The 17,800-nt window shown below is 72.0% G+C and carries 17 protein-coding genes; 6 read left to right on the top strand and 11 right to left on the bottom strand.

Going from position 1 to position 17,800, the window contains the following annotated elements; all coding sequences use genetic code 11:
- Positions 1-27: 27 nt before the first annotated feature.
- Positions 28-1,662, top strand: a complete 1,635-nt coding sequence (locus ACWEF6_RS18110) for a DUF7850 domain-containing protein (protein ID WP_449683981.1) — start codon at positions 28-30, stop codon at positions 1,660-1,662.
- Positions 1,659-2,336 carry an SDR family oxidoreductase gene (locus ACWEF6_RS18105; RefSeq protein ID WP_449683980.1) on the top strand — a complete coding sequence of 226 codons (678 nt, stop codon included), beginning with the start codon at positions 1,659-1,661 and terminating at the stop codon, positions 2,334-2,336. Before ACWEF6_RS18110 ends, ACWEF6_RS18105 begins: the two co-directional genes overlap by 4 nt.
- Here ACWEF6_RS18105 and ACWEF6_RS18100 read toward each other — a convergent pair.
- Genes ACWEF6_RS18100 through ACWEF6_RS18090 form a run of 3 tightly spaced genes read right to left on the bottom strand, consistent with a single transcriptional unit; the run spans position 2,333 to position 6,110 of the window.
- Entirely contained in the window at positions 2,333-3,640 is a 1,308-nt protein-coding gene (locus ACWEF6_RS18100; RefSeq protein WP_449683979.1) for an amidohydrolase family protein, read from the bottom strand. The genes ACWEF6_RS18105 and ACWEF6_RS18100 overlap by 4 nt on opposite strands.
- 23 nt (positions 3,641-3,663) lie before the next feature.
- On the bottom strand, positions 3,664-4,314 hold the full coding sequence (locus ACWEF6_RS18095) for a response regulator (RefSeq protein WP_191313514.1): 651 nt from the start codon (positions 4,312-4,314) through the stop codon (positions 3,664-3,666).
- On the bottom strand, positions 4,311-6,110 hold the full coding sequence (locus tag ACWEF6_RS18090; protein WP_449683978.1) for a sensor histidine kinase: 1,800 nt from the start codon (positions 6,108-6,110) through the stop codon (positions 4,311-4,313). Before ACWEF6_RS18090 ends, ACWEF6_RS18095 begins: the two co-directional genes overlap by 4 nt.
- A gap of 173 nt (positions 6,111-6,283) precedes the next feature.
- Here ACWEF6_RS18090 and ACWEF6_RS18085 point away from each other — a divergent pair, with 173 nt between their 5' ends.
- Both ACWEF6_RS18085 and ACWEF6_RS18080 read left to right on the top strand, forming a co-directional pair.
- The gene (locus ACWEF6_RS18085) at positions 6,284-6,985 is read left to right on the top strand and encodes an ABC transporter ATP-binding protein (protein WP_310968426.1); all 702 of its coding nucleotides are present in this window, start codon (positions 6,284-6,286) and stop codon (positions 6,983-6,985) included.
- Entirely contained in the window at positions 6,982-9,231 is a 2,250-nt protein-coding gene (locus ACWEF6_RS18080; protein ID WP_449683977.1) for an FtsX-like permease family protein, read from the top strand. Before ACWEF6_RS18085 ends, ACWEF6_RS18080 begins: the two co-directional genes overlap by 4 nt.
- Before the next feature lie 91 nt (positions 9,232-9,322).
- On the opposite strand, the gene trmB is transcribed toward ACWEF6_RS18080, so the two are convergent.
- The 6 genes from trmB to ACWEF6_RS18050 all read right to left on the bottom strand — a co-directional run bounded on the left by trmB (position 9,323) and on the right by ACWEF6_RS18050 (position 14,253).
- On the bottom strand, positions 9,323-9,955 hold the full coding sequence (gene trmB, locus ACWEF6_RS18075; protein ID WP_449684013.1) for a tRNA (guanosine(46)-N7)-methyltransferase TrmB: 633 nt from the start codon (positions 9,953-9,955) through the stop codon (positions 9,323-9,325).
- A 72-nt stretch (positions 9,956-10,027) separates the two neighbouring features.
- Positions 10,028-10,597: a hypothetical protein gene (locus ACWEF6_RS18070; RefSeq protein ID WP_449683976.1), complete on the bottom strand. Its 570-nt coding sequence runs from the start codon at positions 10,595-10,597 to the stop codon at positions 10,028-10,030.
- A 159-nt stretch (positions 10,598-10,756) separates the two neighbouring features.
- The gene (locus ACWEF6_RS18065) at positions 10,757-11,512 is read right to left on the bottom strand and encodes a hypothetical protein (RefSeq protein WP_449683975.1); all 756 of its coding nucleotides are present in this window, start codon (positions 11,510-11,512) and stop codon (positions 10,757-10,759) included.
- Complete coding sequence (locus ACWEF6_RS18060; protein WP_449683974.1) at positions 11,509-12,441, bottom strand: ABC transporter ATP-binding protein; 933 nt, start codon at positions 12,439-12,441, stop codon at positions 11,509-11,511. The genes ACWEF6_RS18065 and ACWEF6_RS18060 overlap by 4 nt, the downstream gene beginning before the upstream one ends.
- Positions 12,442-12,547: 106 nt before the next feature.
- On the bottom strand, positions 12,548-13,297 hold the full coding sequence (locus tag ACWEF6_RS18055; RefSeq protein WP_449683973.1) for an ABC transporter permease: 750 nt from the start codon (positions 13,295-13,297) through the stop codon (positions 12,548-12,550).
- 17 nt (positions 13,298-13,314) lie between these two features.
- Complete coding sequence (locus ACWEF6_RS18050; RefSeq protein WP_449683972.1) at positions 13,315-14,253, bottom strand: ABC transporter ATP-binding protein; 939 nt, start codon at positions 14,251-14,253, stop codon at positions 13,315-13,317.
- Between the two features lie 198 nt (positions 14,254-14,451).
- Here ACWEF6_RS18050 and ACWEF6_RS18045 point away from each other — a divergent pair, with 198 nt between their 5' ends.
- Both ACWEF6_RS18045 and ACWEF6_RS18040 read left to right on the top strand, forming a co-directional pair.
- Entirely contained in the window at positions 14,452-15,039 is a 588-nt protein-coding gene (locus tag ACWEF6_RS18045; RefSeq protein ID WP_310968433.1) for a TetR/AcrR family transcriptional regulator, read from the top strand.
- Positions 15,036-15,947 (top strand): SDR family NAD(P)-dependent oxidoreductase, encoded by a 912-nt coding sequence (locus ACWEF6_RS18040; protein WP_449683971.1) that lies wholly within the window; start codon positions 15,036-15,038, stop codon positions 15,945-15,947. The genes ACWEF6_RS18045 and ACWEF6_RS18040 overlap by 4 nt, the downstream gene beginning before the upstream one ends.
- Here ACWEF6_RS18040 and ACWEF6_RS18035 read toward each other — a convergent pair.
- Together ACWEF6_RS18035 and ACWEF6_RS18030 are read right to left on the bottom strand one after the other, a co-directional pair.
- On the bottom strand, positions 15,944-16,600 hold the full coding sequence (locus ACWEF6_RS18035) for a response regulator transcription factor (protein ID WP_310968437.1): 657 nt from the start codon (positions 16,598-16,600) through the stop codon (positions 15,944-15,946). The two genes, ACWEF6_RS18040 and ACWEF6_RS18035, sit on opposite strands and share 4 nt — an antisense overlap.
- A complete protein-coding gene (locus tag ACWEF6_RS18030; RefSeq protein WP_449684012.1) occupies positions 16,597-17,766 on the bottom strand; it encodes a sensor histidine kinase in 1,170 nt (389 codons plus the stop codon). The genes ACWEF6_RS18035 and ACWEF6_RS18030 overlap by 4 nt, the downstream gene beginning before the upstream one ends.
- Positions 17,767-17,800 lie beyond the last annotated feature (34 nt).

Genomic DNA, 17,800 nt, shown 5'->3' with positions numbered 1-17,800 from the left:
GCCCGGTCCGCGCGCCATAGTCGAGAGGTGATCTTCTCGGGGCGCACGGCGGCGGTCGCGGTGGTGGCGATCGCCGCGGCGGTCGTGCCCGCGTCCGCGTCCGTCGCCGAGGACGCGCCGCCGGTCTGCGGCGGGCTCGCGGCGAACCCGAGCGTCGAGCTCGCGGCCCGCAACGGCGCCCCGGACGGGTACGTGTTCGCCCCCGCCGCCCCGGTCCCGCCCGGCACGCCGGCCGCGAAGGTGCCGAAGCTGGCGACGGAGCAGCAGTACGCCGTCGACGGGCAGCGGTCGGCGGCTATCCAGACGCCGGACGGCAAGACCAGCACCGCCTACCAGACCGAACGGTTCGTCCCGGGCGGCGTCTACACGCTCAGCGTCTGGACCGCTTCGCGCGCGCCGCGGTACGAACCCGGCACCGGCCTGCGGTTCTTCGACGCCACCGGCACGCAGGTGCAGGAGACCAAACTGGTCGCCGACCACTACGTCGGCGACGACACCCTGGTGCGGCAGAACTTCCCGGCGGCGACGGCGCCCCCGAAGGCGACCGCGGTGAAGTTCTTCGCCACGACCACCCTCGACCGGCTGTACTGGGACTGCGTCGACCTCCAGCTCGCGGCCTACTCGGTGAAGAAGGAAGTGCAGAACCCGGCGACCGGCGCGTGGGCGTCGTTCGCGACGGTGACCGCGGGCGAGACCGCGCACTACCGCATCACCGTGACCAACGAGGGCACCCAGGACCTCACCGGGATCACCGTGCAGGACCCGTGGTGCCCCGGGTCGTTCGAGCCGTTCGCGCTGGCCGCGGGCGCGAACCGGCAGGTGACCTGCGACCACGCGGACCTCACGGTGGCCGACAGCGGGCACGTCAACACGGCGAAGGTGACCGGCGTGCACCACGCGGGCGGCACGCTCGGCGACAAGACGGCGTCGGCGACGATCACCGTGCTCCCGCCCCCGGCCATCGCGAAGATCGGCGACTTCGTCTGGGCCGACCGCAACCGCGACGGCCTGCAGGACCCGGACGAACCCGGCGTCGCCGGGGTCAAGGTGACGCTGAAGGACGGCGCCGGCGGCACGGTCGGCACCGCGACGACCGACGACCAGGGCAAGTACGGCTTCGAGAAGCTGAAGGACGGCACGTACCAGGTCTGCTTCGCGGTCCCGGCGGACTTCACCGTGACCCGCCGCGACGCCGGCAGCGAAGAGCGCGATTCGGACGCCGACCCGGACGGCTGCACCGCGCCGCGCACCGTGGGCGGCCCGTCCCACGAGGACTTCGCGGCGGACCTCGGGCTGCTGTCCCCGACGAACCGGATCGGCGACTTCGCCTGGGCCGACACCGACGGCAACGGCCTGCAGGACGCGGGTGAGCCGGGCCTCGCGAGTGTCCAGGTGGTGCTGAAGGACGCGAGCGGCAAGGAAGTCGCGAACGTGGTCACCGCCCCCGACGGCTCGTACGGCTTCGACGGCCTGGAGGACGGCACGTACCAGGTGTGCTTCACCGCGGACGGCCACCACCCGGCGGCCAAGGACGCGGGCGACGACACCCGCGACTCCGACGTCGACCCGGCGTCCGGCTGCACGGACCCCCGCACCCTCGGCGCCGGAAAGCGCGAAGACCGCACGGTGGACGCCGGGTTCGCCGCTACGGTGAGGTCATGACGGATCTTCCCCTGGCCCTGGTGACCGGCGCCTCCCGCGGAATCGGCGCGGCGATCGCCCACCAGCTGGCCCCGACCCACCGGGTCCTCCTCGGCGGCCGGGACGCCGACGCGCTCGCCGCGCTGGCGAAGGAGCTCCCGGACGCGAAGCCGTGGCCGGTGGAACTGACGGACCCGGCCTCCCTCGCGGCGGCGGTCGCGGACATCGCGTCCCTGGACGTCCTGGTCCACTCGGCGGGCGTCGCGCGCCTGGGCCGCATCGAGGACGCGTCGGCGTCGGCGTGGCGCGAGAACTTCGAGGTCAACACCCTGGCGGTGGTCGAGCTGACCCGCCTGCTGCTCCCGGCCCTGCGCACGGCCCGCGGCCACGTGGTGGTGATCAACTCCGGAGCCGGCCTCAACGCCCGCCCGGGCTGGTCCCCGTACGCGGCGAGCAAGTTCGCGGCCCGCGCCTTCGCCGACGCCCTCCGCGAGGAGGAGCGCGACATCCGCGTGACGTCGGTCTACCCGGGCCGCACGGACACGGAGATGCAGCAGGCGATCTTCGCGGGCGAAGGCCGCGAGTACGACACGTCCCACCTGCTGACGGCGGACTCGGTGGCCACCGCGGTGCTGACGGCGGTGTCAGCCACCCCGGACGCCCACCCGACGGAGATCATCCTCCGCCCGCGTTAGGCCCGCAGCCGCGCGGCGGTCTCGGCCACGCCGGCCTGCACCTTCGCCCGGTCCACCTTCGTCGACTCACCGTCGGCGACGACCTGCTCGCCCGCGACCCACACGTCCCGCACCCGCCGCGACCCCGCCGCCCACACGAGGTTCGACAGCAGCTGCGCGTCCGGCACGTCCAGCCCGCACGCGAACGCCGGGTCGTCCAAATCGATGTGCACCAGGTCGGCCCACCGCCCCGGCTCCAACGCACCGATGTCCGACCGCCCCAGCGCGGCCGCCCCACCCCGGGTGGCCAGCAGGAAGACGTCCGCCGCCGTCAGCACCGTCGAATCGCCCGTCGCCAGGCGGGCGAACATGGCCGCGAGCTGCAGTTCTTCCCACAGGTCGAGGTCGTCGTTGGACGCCGGGCCGTCGGTGCCGAGACCGACCGAAACCCCCGCCGCACGCAGGTCCGCGATTCGCGCGATGCCCGACGCCAGCTTCGCGTTCGAGCCCGGGCAGTGGGCCATGCCGACGCCGTGGGCCGCGTACAGGGCGATGTCCGAATCCGACAGGTGGATCGAGTGCGCCGCCAGCACCCGGCCGTCGAGCATGCCCAGCTCACGAAGCAAAGCCGGCACCGAACCATGGGAAGCGCGGACCGCGGTGTCCTCCGCCGCCGCCTCGGCGACGTGGATCTGGACCAACGCGCCCCGCGAAGCAGCCGACTCCGCCGTCGCGCGCAAGCCGTCGGAAGACAGCATGTACGCCGAGTGCGGGCCGTAGCCGAGCTCGATGCGGTCTCCGTGGCCGAAGCGGAGGCCGTCCGTGTCGATCCAGCGCTCGATCGCCGCCAGCTGGGCCTTCCAATCCAGGCCCGGCAGCTCCATCACCGGGGGCGCCACCAGCACCCGGCCGCCCGTGGTGAGGACCGCGTCGACCAGCTGCTCGCCTTCGAAGTACATCTCGGCGCTGGTCGTGACGCCGTGGCGCAGCATCTCGACCGAGCCGAGCAGCATGCCGGTGCGGACGTCCTCCGGGCGCAGCTTCGCCTCGGCCGGCCAGATGATCTCGTTGAGCCAGGGCAGCAGCGGCAGGTCGCCGCCCATGCCGCGCAGCAGCGTCATCGGGCTGTGCGCGTGCGTATTGACCAGGCCGGGCAGCAGGATGCCGGTCAGGGTGGTGACCGGTGCGGCGGATTCGGGGGCGGTGGCCGCCGGTCCGCAGTACGAAATGCGCCCATCGGCGTCGACGTCGACGACCGCGTCACGGAGAAGCGAACAGGACGGGTCGGCGGGGAGAACGACAGGGGCGTGGAAACGGCGTTGCATCTCTGGATACTACGCACCCGGAATCACGAAACGACTCCGCTCCGCCACGCCCACGCCGCGCTCTCCACCCGGTTCCGTGCGCCGATCTTGCTCTGCACCGACGCCAGGTGCGTCTTCACCGTCGACAGCGACATGAACAGCTCCGCGCCGATCTCGGTGTTGGTCAGCCCGCGCGCGACGGCCTTCAGCACGTCCAGCTCCCGCGGCGTCAGCGGCTCGGACGGCGAGGCGGCCTGCGGCTTCACCGCGCCGCCGTTGAAGTGCTTGAGCAGCCGCACGGTGATCTGCGGCGACACGAGCGCGTCACCGCGGTCGGCCGCGCGGACCGCCTCGATCAGCAGCGCCGGGCCCGCGTCCTTCAGCAGGAACCCGGACGCGCCGTTGCGCAGCGCCGTGTGGACGTACTCGTCGAGGTCGAACGTGGTGACCACGACCACCTTCAGCGGGTCCGCCACGTCCGGGCCGGCCAGCTGCCGGGTGACCTCCAGGCCGTCGAGGCCGGGCATGCGGATGTCGAGCAGGCAGACGTCCGGGCGCAGCTCGCGGGCCTTCGAGACCGCCGAGACGCCGTCCGCGACGTCGGCGACGACCTCGATGTCGTCCTGCGCGTCCAGGATCATGCGGAAACCCATCCGCACCATCTCCTGGTCGTCCGCGATCAGTACCCGGATCACTCGTCCCCTTCCGTGTCTTCTCCGGCCGCCAGCGGCAGCCAAGCTTCGACGCGCCAGCCGCCACCGGAGTCCCGCCCGGCCGACAACCGGCCCTTGAGCAGCGCGACGCGTTCGCGCATGCCGACCAGACCGTAGCCGCCCGAGCCGCCGGCCGGCCGGTGCGCCGTCTCGCGCCCGTTGTCCGTCACCCTCAGGTGCAGCTGATCTCCCTGCACCTCGGCGACGACGAAGGCCTCGGTCGCGCCCGAAGCGTGTTTGCCGACGTTCGTCAGCGACTCCTGGACCAGCCGCAGCGCCGAGCGGCCGACCTCGTGCGGCAGGTCCGGCGGCACGTCGAGGTGCATCGACGTCGGCACGCCGTGGTTCGCGGTTTCGACGAGCTTCCGCAGGTCCGCGCCGAGATCGGTGGTGGCCTGCTCGCTGAACTCGCTCATCCCGGCGGGTGCGTCGCCGCGCATCGAGCGAACCAGCCGCCGCATCGCCGCGAGCGCCTCGACACCCGCGTTTTCGATCCTGGCCATCGCTTCGACCGCGATCTCGGGCTTCTTTTCGGCCATCATCCGCGCGGCCTGCGCCTGCACGACGATCCCGGTGACGTGGTGGGCGACGACGTCGTGGAGCTCGCGGGCCAGCGCCATCCGCTCGGCCGTCTGCGCGTCGCTCACCGCCGTCTGCACGGCCTGGGTGCGCTGGGCGTCCCGCGAGCGCAGCATCAGGCCGACGGCGATCGAGATGCCCAGCATCAGCGCCGCGGCGAACGCCAGCAGCGTCAGGGTTTCCGGGTCGGTCTGCAGGCCCCGGGACCGGTAGGAGTTGAGGATCGCGGCGAGCGCCACCACGCTCGACAGCACGGCGATCCGCGGCCAGGACCGGCTCAGCCCCTGGGCGCGGGTCAGGTTCACCACCACGCCCATGCCGGCGATCACCTGCACGGCCGGCACCCCGCCGGGCATCTGGTAGTCGTAGGTCCGCAGGTTCAGGAACGGCGTGACGACCGCGGAGACGAGCATGATCCCGGCGAGGCCGAGCAGCGCGTCGGCGGGCCGTCGCGGCGAGAGCACCGCGATGACGGCCGCGACCAGCGAACAGAACAGGATCGGGAACCCGCGGGCGTTGCTCGAATACGTGTAGCCGAACTCGAACAGCAGCGCGAACGCCAGCAGCCCCATCAGCGGCCACTGCCCCATCGCCAGCTCGTTGACCCGGTTCAGCCGCCGCACCCGCGGATCGGCCTGCGGCCGGCGGTCCCGGGTCGCGATGGCCGGCACCAGGGCCCCGACGAGCAGCAGCAGGCCGAACAGCAGCGCCTGGGTGCCCGTGCCGCTGTCGATGTCGCCGACCCCGGCGTACCGGCCGAAGACGGCGATGAGCCCCGCGACGACCAGGAAGCCGACCACGCAGAACGCCACGCCCGCCCGGGCCCGGCGGGCCACGTAGTAGACCATCAGCACCCCGGCCACGACCTCGGTGATCGTCACCTTCGGCAGCACGCTGGAGTACGGCGGGATGTGGAACGCGTGCAGGAAGAGGGTGGAGAAGATCAGCACCCCGCCACCGGCCACCCCCGCGACGGCGGCCCGCTTCTGGGCCCAGACGCCGCACGCCGCCATCGCGAAGATGCCCGGCAGCAGGCCGAAGTCGACGAAGCGCGGGCCGTGCTCGTCGAGCGCCGCCTGCGTCGTGAAGACGACGTCGAACAGCAGCGCGGCGTACAGCACGGCGGAGGGCACGCCGATGCGCCGCACCAGGGCGGCGGCGCGGGTGTACAGCGTTTTCGGCAGGGGCGCGGCGGGCACAACGTGACGTTACGTGATTCCCCGGTGCCCGCACCTTGGCCGAGTGGCCCGCCCTCCCTCGGCCGATCGGCCGAGGTGGCCCGGGCAGTCACTGGCCGTCTGCCCGAAGTGGACACCCCGTGGTTTCGGCGAGGCTCGTCGGCATCAAGATCCGACCGACAGGGAGAAACCTCGTGGACCCGAACACTCCACACGCGACGAACGGCCCGGTGCTCTCCGGCCGCGGGCTGGTGAAGCGCTACGGCAACCAGCACGCCCTGGCCGGCATCGACATCGACATCCAGCCGCGGGACGCCGTCGCCATCGTCGGGCCGTCCGGCTCGGGCAAGACGTCGCTGCTGCACGTCCTGGCCGGCATCCTCCGGGCCGACGACGGGCAGATCTTCCTGGCCGGGCAGCGGATCGACCACCTCGGCGAGAAGAAGCGCAGCGAACTGCGCCGCACCGAGTTCGGGTTCGTCTTCCAGTCGGGGATGCTGGTGGCCGAGCTGTCGGCCGAAGAGAACGTCGCGCTGCCGTCGCTGCTGGCCGGGCTCGGGCGCAAGGAGGCCATCGACGCCGGCCGCGTCTGGCTGTCCCGGCTCGGCCTGGCCGGCAAGGAGCGCCGCCGTCCCGGCGAGCTGTCCGGCGGCGAGGCCCAGCGCGTCGCGATCGCCCGGGCGCTGACCCACCGGCCGAAGGTCATCTTCGCCGACGAGCCGACCGGCGCGCTCGACACGCGCACCGGCCGCGACACGATGGACGCCCTGCTCGGCGCCGCCCACGAGACCGGGGCCGCGGTGATCGTGGTGACCCACGACCGCGAGCTGGCCGAGTCGATGCCCAAGACCGTCGCCATCCGGGACGGCCTGATCGCGGCGAGGCTGGCCGCGTGAACTCCCTCCAGATCGCCCTGCGGGTGCTGAAGGTCGACCGGCGGACCCGGACGTCGGCGATCCTCACCGCGATCGGGGTGGCCGTCGCGACCGGGCTGGTGCTGCTGCTGGCGACGCTGCCGTTCGCCACGCAGAACCGCGAACAGCGCGCCCTCTGGCAGGGCGAGCAGTTCTACAGCCACGGCTCCGACGGCCCGGTCAACCTGCTCTTCAACGCGTCGAAGGACTACTTCGACGGCAAGCAGATCGTCCGCGTCGACGTCGCGCTGGCGCCCGGCGCGACGGCCGGGTCGGTCAAGCTGCCGCCGGGCGTGCCGCAGCTGCCCGGCCCCGGCGAGACCGTCGTGTCCCCCGCGCTCGGCCGGCTCCTGCAGGCCAACCCGGCCGCCCAGCTCGGCGACCGGTTCGGCAAGCCCGTCGGCTCGCTCGGCGAAGACGGCCTCCGGTTCCCGGAGCAGCTGGTCGCGCTGACCGGGCACGCGCCGGACGCGATGCCGGAGAACGTGTCCCAGGTGGCGGGGTTCCCGAGCGGGAAGGCGAGCCCGGACGCGCTGCTCATGCTGCTGTCCTGGGTCGGGATCATCGTGCTGCTGGTGCCGAGCCTGGTGCTGGTCGCGTCGTCGGCGCGGCTGACCGCGGCCCGGCGGGAACGGCGGCTGGCCGCGATCCGGCTGGCCGGGGCGACGCCGGGGCAGGTCACGAACATGGTGGCCGCCGAGACGACGTTGTCCGCGGGCATCGGCGCGCTGTTCGGGCTGCTGATCAGCCCGGCGCTGCACGGCCTCGCGTCGTTCGTGCCGTGGGCCGGCGGCACCTGGCTGGCGTCCGACTTCGCGCTGCCGGTCGGCCTGACGGTGTTCATCGTCCTGGCCATCCCGGTGCTCGTGGTGCTCGCCGGCGTCCTCGGCCTGCGCCGGGTGCTGAAGAACCCGCTGTTCGCCACCGGGGGGCACACGAAGAAGCCGCTGCACTGGTGGCGGCTGCTGGCCCTGCCCGCGGCCGGGGCGTTCTTCCTCATCGCCGTGACGACGGTGCAGGAGACCGGCGGTATCGGGCTGGTCATGGCGGGCCTGTTCTTCCTGGTCGGCTCGGCCGCGATCGTCGGGCCGTGGGTGACGTCGGCGGTCGGCGGCACGTTCGTCCGGATCTGGCGGCGCCCGTCCGCGCTGCTCGCCGGCCGCCGCCTGCGTGACGACCCGAAGGGTGCCTACCGGGCCTCCGCCGGGATCGTGCTGGCGGTGTTCGCCGGGTCGATGGCGCTGACGCTGCTGCCGACGTTCGAATCGATGGCCGGCGGCGGGCGGTCCTACGCCGACTCCGTGCTTTACGTCGACACCGACGGCCGGCACGCGGGCACGATCGTCGACCAGGCCAACGCCGCCCTGCGGAAGTACGGCCAGAACGAGCAGGCGGTCGCGGTCGGCGAGGTCTACCTCGTCAAGGGCCAGGCCCCCAACCGGTACGGCCACCGCGCGCTGGTGATGACCTGCGCCGACGCCGTCAAGCTGACCCGCTACGGGCTCACCCCGGAGAACTGCGCGGGCGGCCCGGCCGTGTTCGGCGACTCGGCGATCGACCTGGCCCAGTACAAGTTCGCCACGAACTGGGAGGGGACGGCGGTGGCCGCGAAGTCGGGGACGCGGGTGGAAGCCGTGCACCCCCGGGACGCGGACCTGTCGGACACGCTGATCGTCGACCCGGCCGCGCTGCCGGACGGTCTCGAGCTGACCGACTACACCGTCGTCGCGCCGACCACCGACGCGAACCGCGAGACCGTCCGGACGGCCTTGGCCGGCCCGGCGGCGGGCGCGGAGATCGGCAGCCGCGACCAGTACCTGTACAACCAGCAGACCGAGCTCGGCGACCTGCGCCGGGTCACCGTGATCGGGCTGATCGCGGCGGGCGTCCTGGCCGGCTGCAGCGCCGCGGTCGCGACCGCGGGCTCGGTGATGGACCGCCGCCGCACGTTCGGCGCGCTGATGGCCGCGGGCACGCCGGTGCGGGTGCTGGCCAGGGCGTTGCGGATGGAGGCTGCGCTGCCGGCGCTGGTCGCCACGATCGGCGCGGGAATCGTCGGGGTACTCGTCGGCGTTGGGCTCTACAGCATGGTCGACGCGCGCGGCATCGTGCTCAGCCCGTGGCTGCTGGCGCCGGTCGTGCTCGGGGTCGGGGTGGCCCTGCTCGGCGCGTCGGTCTGCACACCGGCGCTGAAGCGGGTCCAGGCCGAGCCGCTGGCCGACGAATAAGGCGTTCGCCCCTCTGTCGGGGGAGGGGCGGATACCGGGGGTAGTGAGCTGAAGGGGACTTTCTCCGCAGGGGATCCGGGGAGAGTCCCCTTCAGCGCTTCTCGAAGATCAGGTCGTGCGAGACGCGGCCTTCGACGTCGGCGCGCTGCTCGAACTTCGTCACCGGCCGCCACTCCGGCCGTGGCGCCCAGCCGTCGTAGCGGTTCCGCAGCGCGGGTTCGGCGGAGCAGACCTCGAGCATCTGCTCGGCGTAGTTCTCCCAGTCGGTCGCCATGTGGAAGGTGCCGCCCGGCGCGAGCCGCGACGCCACGAGCGCGGCGAACGACGGCTGCACGATCCGCCGTTTGTGGTGCTTCTTCTTCGGCCACGGGTCGGGGAAGAACAGCCGCACGCCGTGCAGCGTCCCCGGCTCGACGTGCTCGGTCAGCAGCACGACGGCGTCGCCGTGCAGCAGCCGCAGGTTCTCGACGCCCAGCTTTTCGGCGCGCAGCATCAGCTGGCCGAGGCCCGGGTCGTAGACCTCGGCCGCGACGTAGTTGAGCTCCGGCGCCGCGGCGGCCAGCCGGGAGGTCGTCTCGCCCATGCCGGAGCCGATCTCCAGCAGCACCGGCGCCTCGCGGCCGAACCACGCGGTGAAGTCGAGCGGCCCTTCGGGCAGCTCGCTCACCGTGCGGCCCAGCCGCGGCCAGTGGTCGTCCCACGCCCGCTGCTGCCCGACGGTCATCCGGCCACCGCGCTTGACGTAACTGACCACGCTGCGCAGTCGACGTCCGTCCTGTTTCTCCACGCAGGGAGGTTAACGAACGGCCTCGATCACCCCGAGACGCGACCGGAGTCCGGCGAGTCCGGCGATCGGGATCGGGTCCGGCGTCGGCCCGGTGTGCGCGGGCAGGACGTCGATCCAGCCCTCGTGCCGGTCGGTGTTCATCACCGTCGTGGGAATCGCGTGTCCGGATTTGCCGCGTTCGGACGGCATGAACTCCCAGTAGCCGGATTCACCGTCCGCGGCCCACGGGACGAATTCCCACCCCGGGCGCCTGCCGAGCAGTTGCGCGATCCGGTCCTCGACGCGGAAACCCTGTTCCCGCGAATCGAGCTTGCCGTCCGCGATCGCGCGCAGCCACCACGGCGCGGGGATCGGGCCCGCCATCCCGGCCGAAGCGCGGAACAGGGCCAGGACGCTGTCTTCGGGTGCGCGGTGCACCCACGCGCGGCGGAGTTCCGCCGGCGTCGCCGCCGTCATGGCGGCCTGCGGGAGTTCGATCGCCCGCGACCATTCGAGGTCCAGCATGGGTTCGAGCCGGGGAGCGTCGTCTTCGACGCGGGCTCGGGGAATCGTGCCGCCCAATTCTTGCCCGGTGTCCACCGTCAAGATTCACCTCCAGGGGGAGTTCAGACGGGTCCGGTGCTCTCACTTATGAATCTTGCCTGGTCGTAGCAGTATGTCCGGTGCCTGTGAGAGAAGCCACAGGTGTTTCACCTTTTGTTAACAAGGTTTTTTGCGGTATTGAGACCGCGGTCACGCTCAGGCGTCGCGTCGTGCCGTCACGAGTACACCGGCCACGAACAGGGCAACGGTGATCGCCGCGAAGTAACCGAGGTACCCCCAGGGCCCGAGCGGCGCGGGCGCCAGCCCCAGCGGCCCGGCGGCGAACCCGCCCGCCCCGACGAACTCGTCGGCGGCGTGGAACGGCATCCACTGGTAGATGTGCTTGCCGATGCCCGGGATGAAGACGAGCACGCCTTCGAGCACCTGCGTCCACACGAGGACCACCGTCAGCCCGAAGGCGACACTGCGCAGCAGGAGCGCGACGCCGACGCCGGCCACCGCCGTGAAGAGGAAGACGAGGCTCTGGCCGAGCACCGAGCGCCAGGCGGCGCCCGACTGCAGCGCGAGGTCGGCGTCCGGCTGCACCAGCGCCGCCAGCCCCCAGGAACCGAAGCCGACGACCAGCCCGAGCACGGCGCCCAGCGCGCCGACGACCAGCACCTTGGCCACCAGCGCGGGCACCCGGCCCGGCACCGCCTGGAACGTCAGCCGCATGGTGCCCCAGTTGAACTCCGACGCCGTCGCGAGCACCGCGAGCACGAGCAGCACGGTCCGGCCGTTGCCGCTCGCGAGCTGGGTGTTGCCGACCGTCGGCGGGATCTCCGGCCCGGCCAGCGCGAAGAACAGCGCGGTGAAGGCGAGCGGCGCGATGATCGCGATGGCCAGGCACCACCACGGCGCCCGGGTGCTGAAGAGCTTGATGCGCTCGGCGCGCAGGAGGTTGGTGATCATCGGGCGGCCTCCGAAGACGGCACAGACGGCGCGGACGGCACCGCGAATTCGACGGCGTCGCGGGTCAGGTCGAGGTAGGCCTGCTCGAGCGAGCCGGTGATCGGGCTCAGCTCGTGCAGCGTCGCGCCGGCGTCGAAGGCGAGCTGCCCGATCCGGTCACTGTCCATTCCGGACACGACGAAGGCGCCGTCGGCTTCGGTGAACTCGGCCTGCCCGGTGAGCGCCGCGCGCAGCTGGTCCGCGTGCGGGGTGCGGACGCGGACGCCGTGTTCACTCGTCTGCGCGATGAACTCGTCCATGGTGCCCTGGTAGATCAGCCGGCCGCGGCCGATCACCACGAGGTCCTGCGCGGTCTGCGCCATCTCGGGCAGCAGGTGGCTGGACACGAACACGGTCCGGCCTTCGGCGGCCAGCGCGTGCAGCAGCTGCCGGATCCACGCCATGCCCTCGGGGTCGAGGCCGTTCACCGGCTCGTCGAACAGCAGCACGCGCGGGTCGCCGAGCATGGCGGCGGCGATCCCGAGCCGCTGCTGCATGCCGAGCGAGTACTGCAGGACACGGGTCTTGCCGACGCTCGTCAGGCCGACCAGCGCCAGCACCTCTTCGACGCGCTTGTCCGGGATGCCGTTGGTGGCGGCCAGCCAGCGCAGGTGGTCGCGCCCGCTGCGGCCGGGGTGGCGCCAGGTGGCGTCCAGCATCGCGCCGACCGTCCTCAGTGGATCCGTCAGCTCGCGGTACGGGACGCCGTCGACGAGCACCCGGCCCGCGTCCGGGGTGTCGAGGCCGAGGATCAGCCGCATGGTCGTCGACTTGCCGGCGCCGTTCGGGCCGAGGAAGCCGGTGACGCGCCCCGACCGGGCGGTGAACGTCAGTTCGTCGACCGCGGTGGTCGCGCCGTACCGCTTGGTCAGTGCTGTCGCTTCGATCATGGGCTCCCCGTCCGTCGAGGCGAGCCTACTGCGAAACACCGGATCCGGGTCGCCCCCCGACAGCGCGACCCGGATCCGGTGTTCTCCCCTTTTCCCCTGTTACCCCCTACGCGTCCCGCTTCTTCGCGACCCCGAGCGCGACGAGCAGGACCACGAGCGCGATGCCGGCGAAGTACGCCAGCGCCCAGCCGGGGCTCAGCGGCGAGTCCGACGGCGGCGGGCCGTCGACCACCGCGGAGCCGCGGAGGAACTTGTTGGCCACGTTGAACGGCATCCACTCGTGGATGTGGTTGCCGATCTTCGGGATCAGCTGCACGAGCTCCTCGACGGCCAAGTAGTAGATCAGCAGCAGGGCGATCGCCCCGGCGCTGTGCCGGATCAGGATGCCGAGCGCCACCGCGAGCACGGCGCTGAGCGCGAACACCGGCCCGAGCCCGGCCACGTTCATCCAGTCCTGCGCGGTGTGCAGGCCGAGGCCGTCGTTCGGCCGCATCAGCATGCCGAGGCCGAGGGCGCCGAACGCGGCGAGCTCGCCGATGACCAGCGCGACCAGCGCGACCACGATCGCCTTGGCGACCAGCGCCGGCGAGCGGTGCGGCACGGCCTGGAACGTCGTGCGGATGGTGTTGAAGCGGTATTCGGTGGTCACCGCGAGCGCGGCGAGCACCATGACGACGGCGATGCCGAACTGAGAGCCGCCGAACTGGGTGGCCGGCAGCGTGAGCTGGGCGTCGGACGGCGTCGCGCCGGCGATGATGGCCGCGAAGCCGATGGTCAGGGCCAGGGTGATGAGCGCGCACCACCACGGCGAGCGGGTCGAGAACAGCTTGATGCGTTCCACGGCGAGCAGGTTCATGGTCTTGGTTTCCCCGGTTACTTGGCGGACTCGAGCACGTGCTGCGCCTCGGCGTCGAGGCCGGTGTGGTACTCGACGGAGTCGCCGGTGATCTGCATGAAGGCCTGTTCGAGCGAGCCGGTCTGCGGGCTCAGCTCGTGCAGCACGATCCGGTTGGCGGCGGCGATCTCGCCGATCTTGTCGCTGTCCATCCCGGACACCACGAGCGCGTTGGCCTCCTCGACGACCCCGGCGCTGGCGCGCTGCAGGGCGTCGCGGAGCTCGGCCAGCTGCGGAGAACGCACCTTCACCGTGTTCTCGGCCGCGCGGGCGACGAAGTCTTCGGTGGACGACTGCGAAATCAGCTGTCCCCGGCCGATCACCACGAGGTTGCTCGCGGTCAGCGCCATCTCCGAAAGCAGGTGGCTGGAGACGAACACCGTGCGGCCTTCCTCGGCCAGCCGGTGCATGAACTTCCGGATCCAGAGGATGCCCTCCGGGTCGAGGCCGTTCACCGGCTCGTCGAACAGCAGCACCTCGGGGTCGCCGAGCAGGGCGGCCGCGATGCCGAGGCGCTGCGACATGCCGAGCGAGAACCCGCCGGCGCGCTTGTTCGCGACGCTCGTCAGGCCGACCGTCTCGAGGACTTCGTCGACGCGGGTGGCCGGGATGCGGTTGGACTTCGCCATCCACAGCAGGTGGGCGCGCGCCGAGCGGTTCGGGTGCACCCACTTCGCGTCGAGCAGCGCGCCGACGGTGCGCAGCGGCTCCTTGAGGTCGTGGTACTTCTTGCCCCCGATGGTGACCTGGCCGCCCGTCGGGTTGTCCAGGCCGAGGATCATCCGCATGGTGGTGGACTTGCCCGCCCCGTTCGGACCGAGGAAGCCGGTGACCTGCCCCGCGGCCACGGAGAACGACAGGTTGTTCACCGCCAGCGTTTTTCCGTACCGTTTGGTGAGGCCCGTTGCCTCGATCATGACTGCTCCTCTTCCGCCCCTCGCTTACGACGCGTTCATCGTCGCGGGTCGGGGAGGGTTTGCGCGTCACCCTGGAGGCCGAACCACTCCCCCTACCTGAGTAGTACCTTGCTGGCTCTTCGGCCGATGCGCGATCCGTGATGACCCTGAGTCGACCCTGACTTCGACGTCATTAATGAACTGTGGTTCAATAACTGGGTGGCCCGGCCGAGGAGCATCACCGACGAGCGGCTGCTGGGTGCGGCGGAGACCGTGATCGGCCGCTGCGGCCCCGGTTTCACGCTGGCGCAGGTGGCGGCCGAGGCCGGGGTCTCGGTCGGCACGGTCGCGCAGCGGTTCGGCTCCAAGAGCGGCCTGCTGCAGGAGATGAGCCGGCGGGCCACGCGGCGGGCGGTCGAGCAGATGCGGGAGTGCGCCGAGCGGGCGGACGACCCGGTCGACGGCCTGCGCGCCGCGGCGGTGGCGGTCTACGCGGTCCTCGGTGACGCCGAAGAAGCGGCGAACCACCTGGGCCAGCTCGGCGTGGACATCGGCGACCCGGTGCTGCGGTCGCTGCTGGGCGAGCACTTCACGGCGGTCGAGGACGAACTGCGGCGGCTGGTGCGGGCGGCGGCTCCTTCGCTGCCGCACGCGCCGAGCGTGCCGCGCGCGGCCCGTGCGGTGCTCGGCGTGATCAACGGGGTGTCGATCGACTGGTCGATCCGGCCGCACGGGCGGCTGGCCGACCGGCTGGCGGAGGACGTCGACGCGGTGCTGTCCGCGTGGCGGGGACGGGAGGAAGCATGAGCTTGACGGGCAAGGTCGCGGTGGTCACCGGGGCGACCCGGGGCTGCGGCCGGGCGATCGCGGTGGAGCTGGGCCGCGCGGGCGCGACGGTGTACGTCACCGGCCGCACCACGCGCGAAACGGCGTCACCGATGAAGCGCCCGGAGACGATCGAAGAGACGGGCGAGCTGGTCGAGGCCGCGGGCGGGAAGGCGGTCGTGGTCCGCTGCGACTTCACCTCGCAGTCCGATGTGGACGCGCTGAAGGCCCGCATCGAGTCCGAAGTGGACGGGATCGACATCCTGGTCGACGACGTCTGGGGCGGCGACATGTACTTCCACTTCGACGCGCCCTACTGGGAGACGCCCCTCGACGACGCGCTCAAGCTGACGCACAACGCGTTGGACACCCACCTCATCGCGTTGCACAAGCTCCTGCCGCTGGTGATCACCCGCCGCGGTCTGGTGCTGGAGGTGACCGACGGCGACAACGACGACTACGTCGGCGCCGGCTTCCCCTACTACCTGGCCAAGTGCGGCATCCGCGCGCTCGGCCGCGCCCTCGGCGCGGAGCTGAAGGAGTACGACTGCGTCGGCTTCGCGGTGACGCCGGGCTTCCTGCGCTCGGAGTCGATGCTGGACATCTTCGAGGTCACCGAGGACAACTGGCGTGACGCGGTCGGCAAGATCGCGCCGGTCGACTTCAAGATCTCCGAGACGCCGTACCTGCTGGCCCGCGGTGTCGCGGCCCTGGCGCAGGACCCGGACGTCGCCCGCTTCGCCGGCCAGACGGTGGCCTCCTGGACGCTGATGAAGGAGTACGGCTACACGGACGTCGACGGCGACCGGCCGGACTTCGGCCGCTGGCTCACCGAAGTCCGCCACGCGGGCAAGGACCCGGCGACCACCCCGCCGGACGACTTCCGCTAGCCGAGGCCGGGGCGCGCGAGACCGGTTTCGTAGGCCAGCACCACGGCCTGCACCCGGTCCCGCAGCTCCAGCTTCGCCAGGATCCGCCCGACGTGCGTCTTCACCGTCGCCTCGGACAGGAACAGCGCCTCGGCGATCTCCAGGTTCGACATGCCCTTGGCGATCAGCACGAGCACCTCGCGCTCGCGGTCGGTGAGCACGTCCAGCTCGGTGGTGTCCCGCATCGGCGCGCCGCCGGTGCCGACGAAGCGGTCCAGGAGACGCCGGGTCACCGACGGCGACACCACCGCGTCGCCCGAAGCGACCGCGCGCAACGCCGAGACCAGGTGGCCGGGCTGGGTGTCCTTGAGCAGGAAGCCGCTCGCCCCGCCCTGCAGCGCCGCGTAGACGTACTCGTCGAGGTCGAACGTCGTCATCACCAGCACGCGTGCGGTGCCCGCGGCGACGATCCGCTTCGTCGCCTCGACGCCGTCCAGCACCGGCATCCGGACGTCCATCAGCACGACGTCGGGACGCAGCTTTTCGGCCAGCTCGATGGCCTGCGCGCCGTCGCCCGCCTCGCCGACGACGTCGATGTCCTCCTGGGCGCCCAGCACCATCCGGAACCCGACGCGCATCAGTTCCTGGTCGTCGACGACCACCACCCGGATCACTTGTCCAACCTAACCGGCAGGGCCGCACGGACCTGCCACCCTCCACCCGGAGCGGGGCCCACGTCGAGCGTCCCGCCGTACACGTGCGCGCGTTCGCGCATGCCGATCAGGCCGTTGCCGCCCGGCAGCCGCCGGTCGCCCCGCCCGGCCGGGACGAGCTGGGCGGCGCCCGCGCCGTCGTCGGACACCAGCACCTCGACCAGGTCGCCGGTGCGGTGCACCCGCACCGAAGCCGTCGCGCCGCGGCCGGCGTGCTTGAGCGTGTTGGTCAGCGACTCCTGCACGATCCGGTAGACGCCCAGCGAGACCCCGGCCGGCAGGTCGCCGAGCTCGCCGAGCTCCAGGTCCACCGGCACGCCGGCGGTGCGCATCCGGTCGGCCAGCTCGGCGAGGGCGTGCGCGTCCGGCTGCGGCACCCGGGGCTCGCCGTCCGCGTCGTCGCTGCGGAGCACGTCCAGCAGACGCCGCAGCTCGCCGAGCGCGCCGCGGCCGGTCTCGGAAATCGTTTGCAGAGCCCGCTGAGCGAGCTCGGGGTTGCTCTGGATCGCGTAGGACGCGCCGTCGGCCTGCACGACCATGACGCTCACCGCGTGCGCGACGACGTCGTGCAGCTCGCGGGCGATCCGCCCGCGCTCCTCGGCCACCGCGATCCGGGTGGCCTGGTCCCGTTCGGTCTCGAGCAGGTGCAACCGGGCCTCCACTTCGACGTCGTAGGCGCGCCGGGCCCCGACGAACTCGCCGAGGGTCCAGCACAGGGCGATCCCGAACGCCAGGAACAACGCCGAGATGACGAGCTCGTCCGAAGGGCCGAGCGCGAGCATCAGGGCCGAGCCGGCGACGACCGCGCCGACGTACACCAGCCCCGGCCGCCGCCCCGCGTAGACGACGACCGAGTAGATGCTCATGGCCAGCCCCGCGATGCCGGCGATGCCCAGCTCCAGCGTCGCGTGCACGATGCTGATCACCAGCACGACGTAGGCCGACCACAGCGGCGACTTCCGCCGGAACACCAGCGGCGTGACCATCGCGACGTTCACCGGCAGCGCGATGTACCAGGGCGGCAGTTCGGCGAAGTCGGACAGACCGTCGGCGGCGAACAGCAGGAGGTCGAACAGGCCGAGCAGGACGGCGAGCACCGAGTCGCCCGCCATGGGGTGGGCACGCATCCAGAGGCTCAGCCGTCGCACCACACAACCCTAG

It is taken from the genome of Amycolatopsis sp. NPDC004772 (genome assembly GCF_053601215.1).
The sequence above is the reverse complement of the archived record's forward strand: the minus strand, read 5'-3'. Positions and strand labels throughout refer to the sequence as shown.

Coding starts and splice junctions, on each gene's coding strand:
- ACWEF6_RS18100 (WP_449683979.1), bottom strand. CDS start 3,640: ATGCAACGCCGTTTCCACGCCCCTGTCGTTCTCCCCGCCGACCCGTCC.
- trmB (WP_449684013.1), bottom strand. CDS start 9,955: ATGACCGTCGGGCAGCAGCGGGCGTGGGACGACCACTGGCCGCGGCTG.
- ACWEF6_RS18065 (WP_449683975.1), bottom strand. CDS start 11,512: ATGATCACCAACCTCCTGCGCGCCGAGCGCATCAAGCTCTTCAGCACC.
- ACWEF6_RS18050 (WP_449683972.1), bottom strand. CDS start 14,253: ATGATCGAGGCAACGGGCCTCACCAAACGGTACGGAAAAACGCTGGCG.
- ACWEF6_RS18030 (WP_449684012.1), bottom strand. CDS start 17,766: ATGCGTGCCCACCCCATGGCGGGCGACTCGGTGCTCGCCGTCCTGCTC.
- ACWEF6_RS18040 (WP_449683971.1), top strand. CDS start 15,036: ATGAGCTTGACGGGCAAGGTCGCGGTGGTCACCGGGGCGACCCGGGGC.
- ACWEF6_RS18055 (WP_449683973.1), bottom strand. CDS start 13,297: ATGAACCTGCTCGCCGTGGAACGCATCAAGCTGTTCTCGACCCGCTCG.
- ACWEF6_RS18105 (WP_449683980.1), top strand. CDS start 1,659: ATGACGGATCTTCCCCTGGCCCTGGTGACCGGCGCCTCCCGCGGAATC.
- ACWEF6_RS18060 (WP_449683974.1), bottom strand. CDS start 12,441: ATGATCGAAGCGACAGCACTGACCAAGCGGTACGGCGCGACCACCGCG.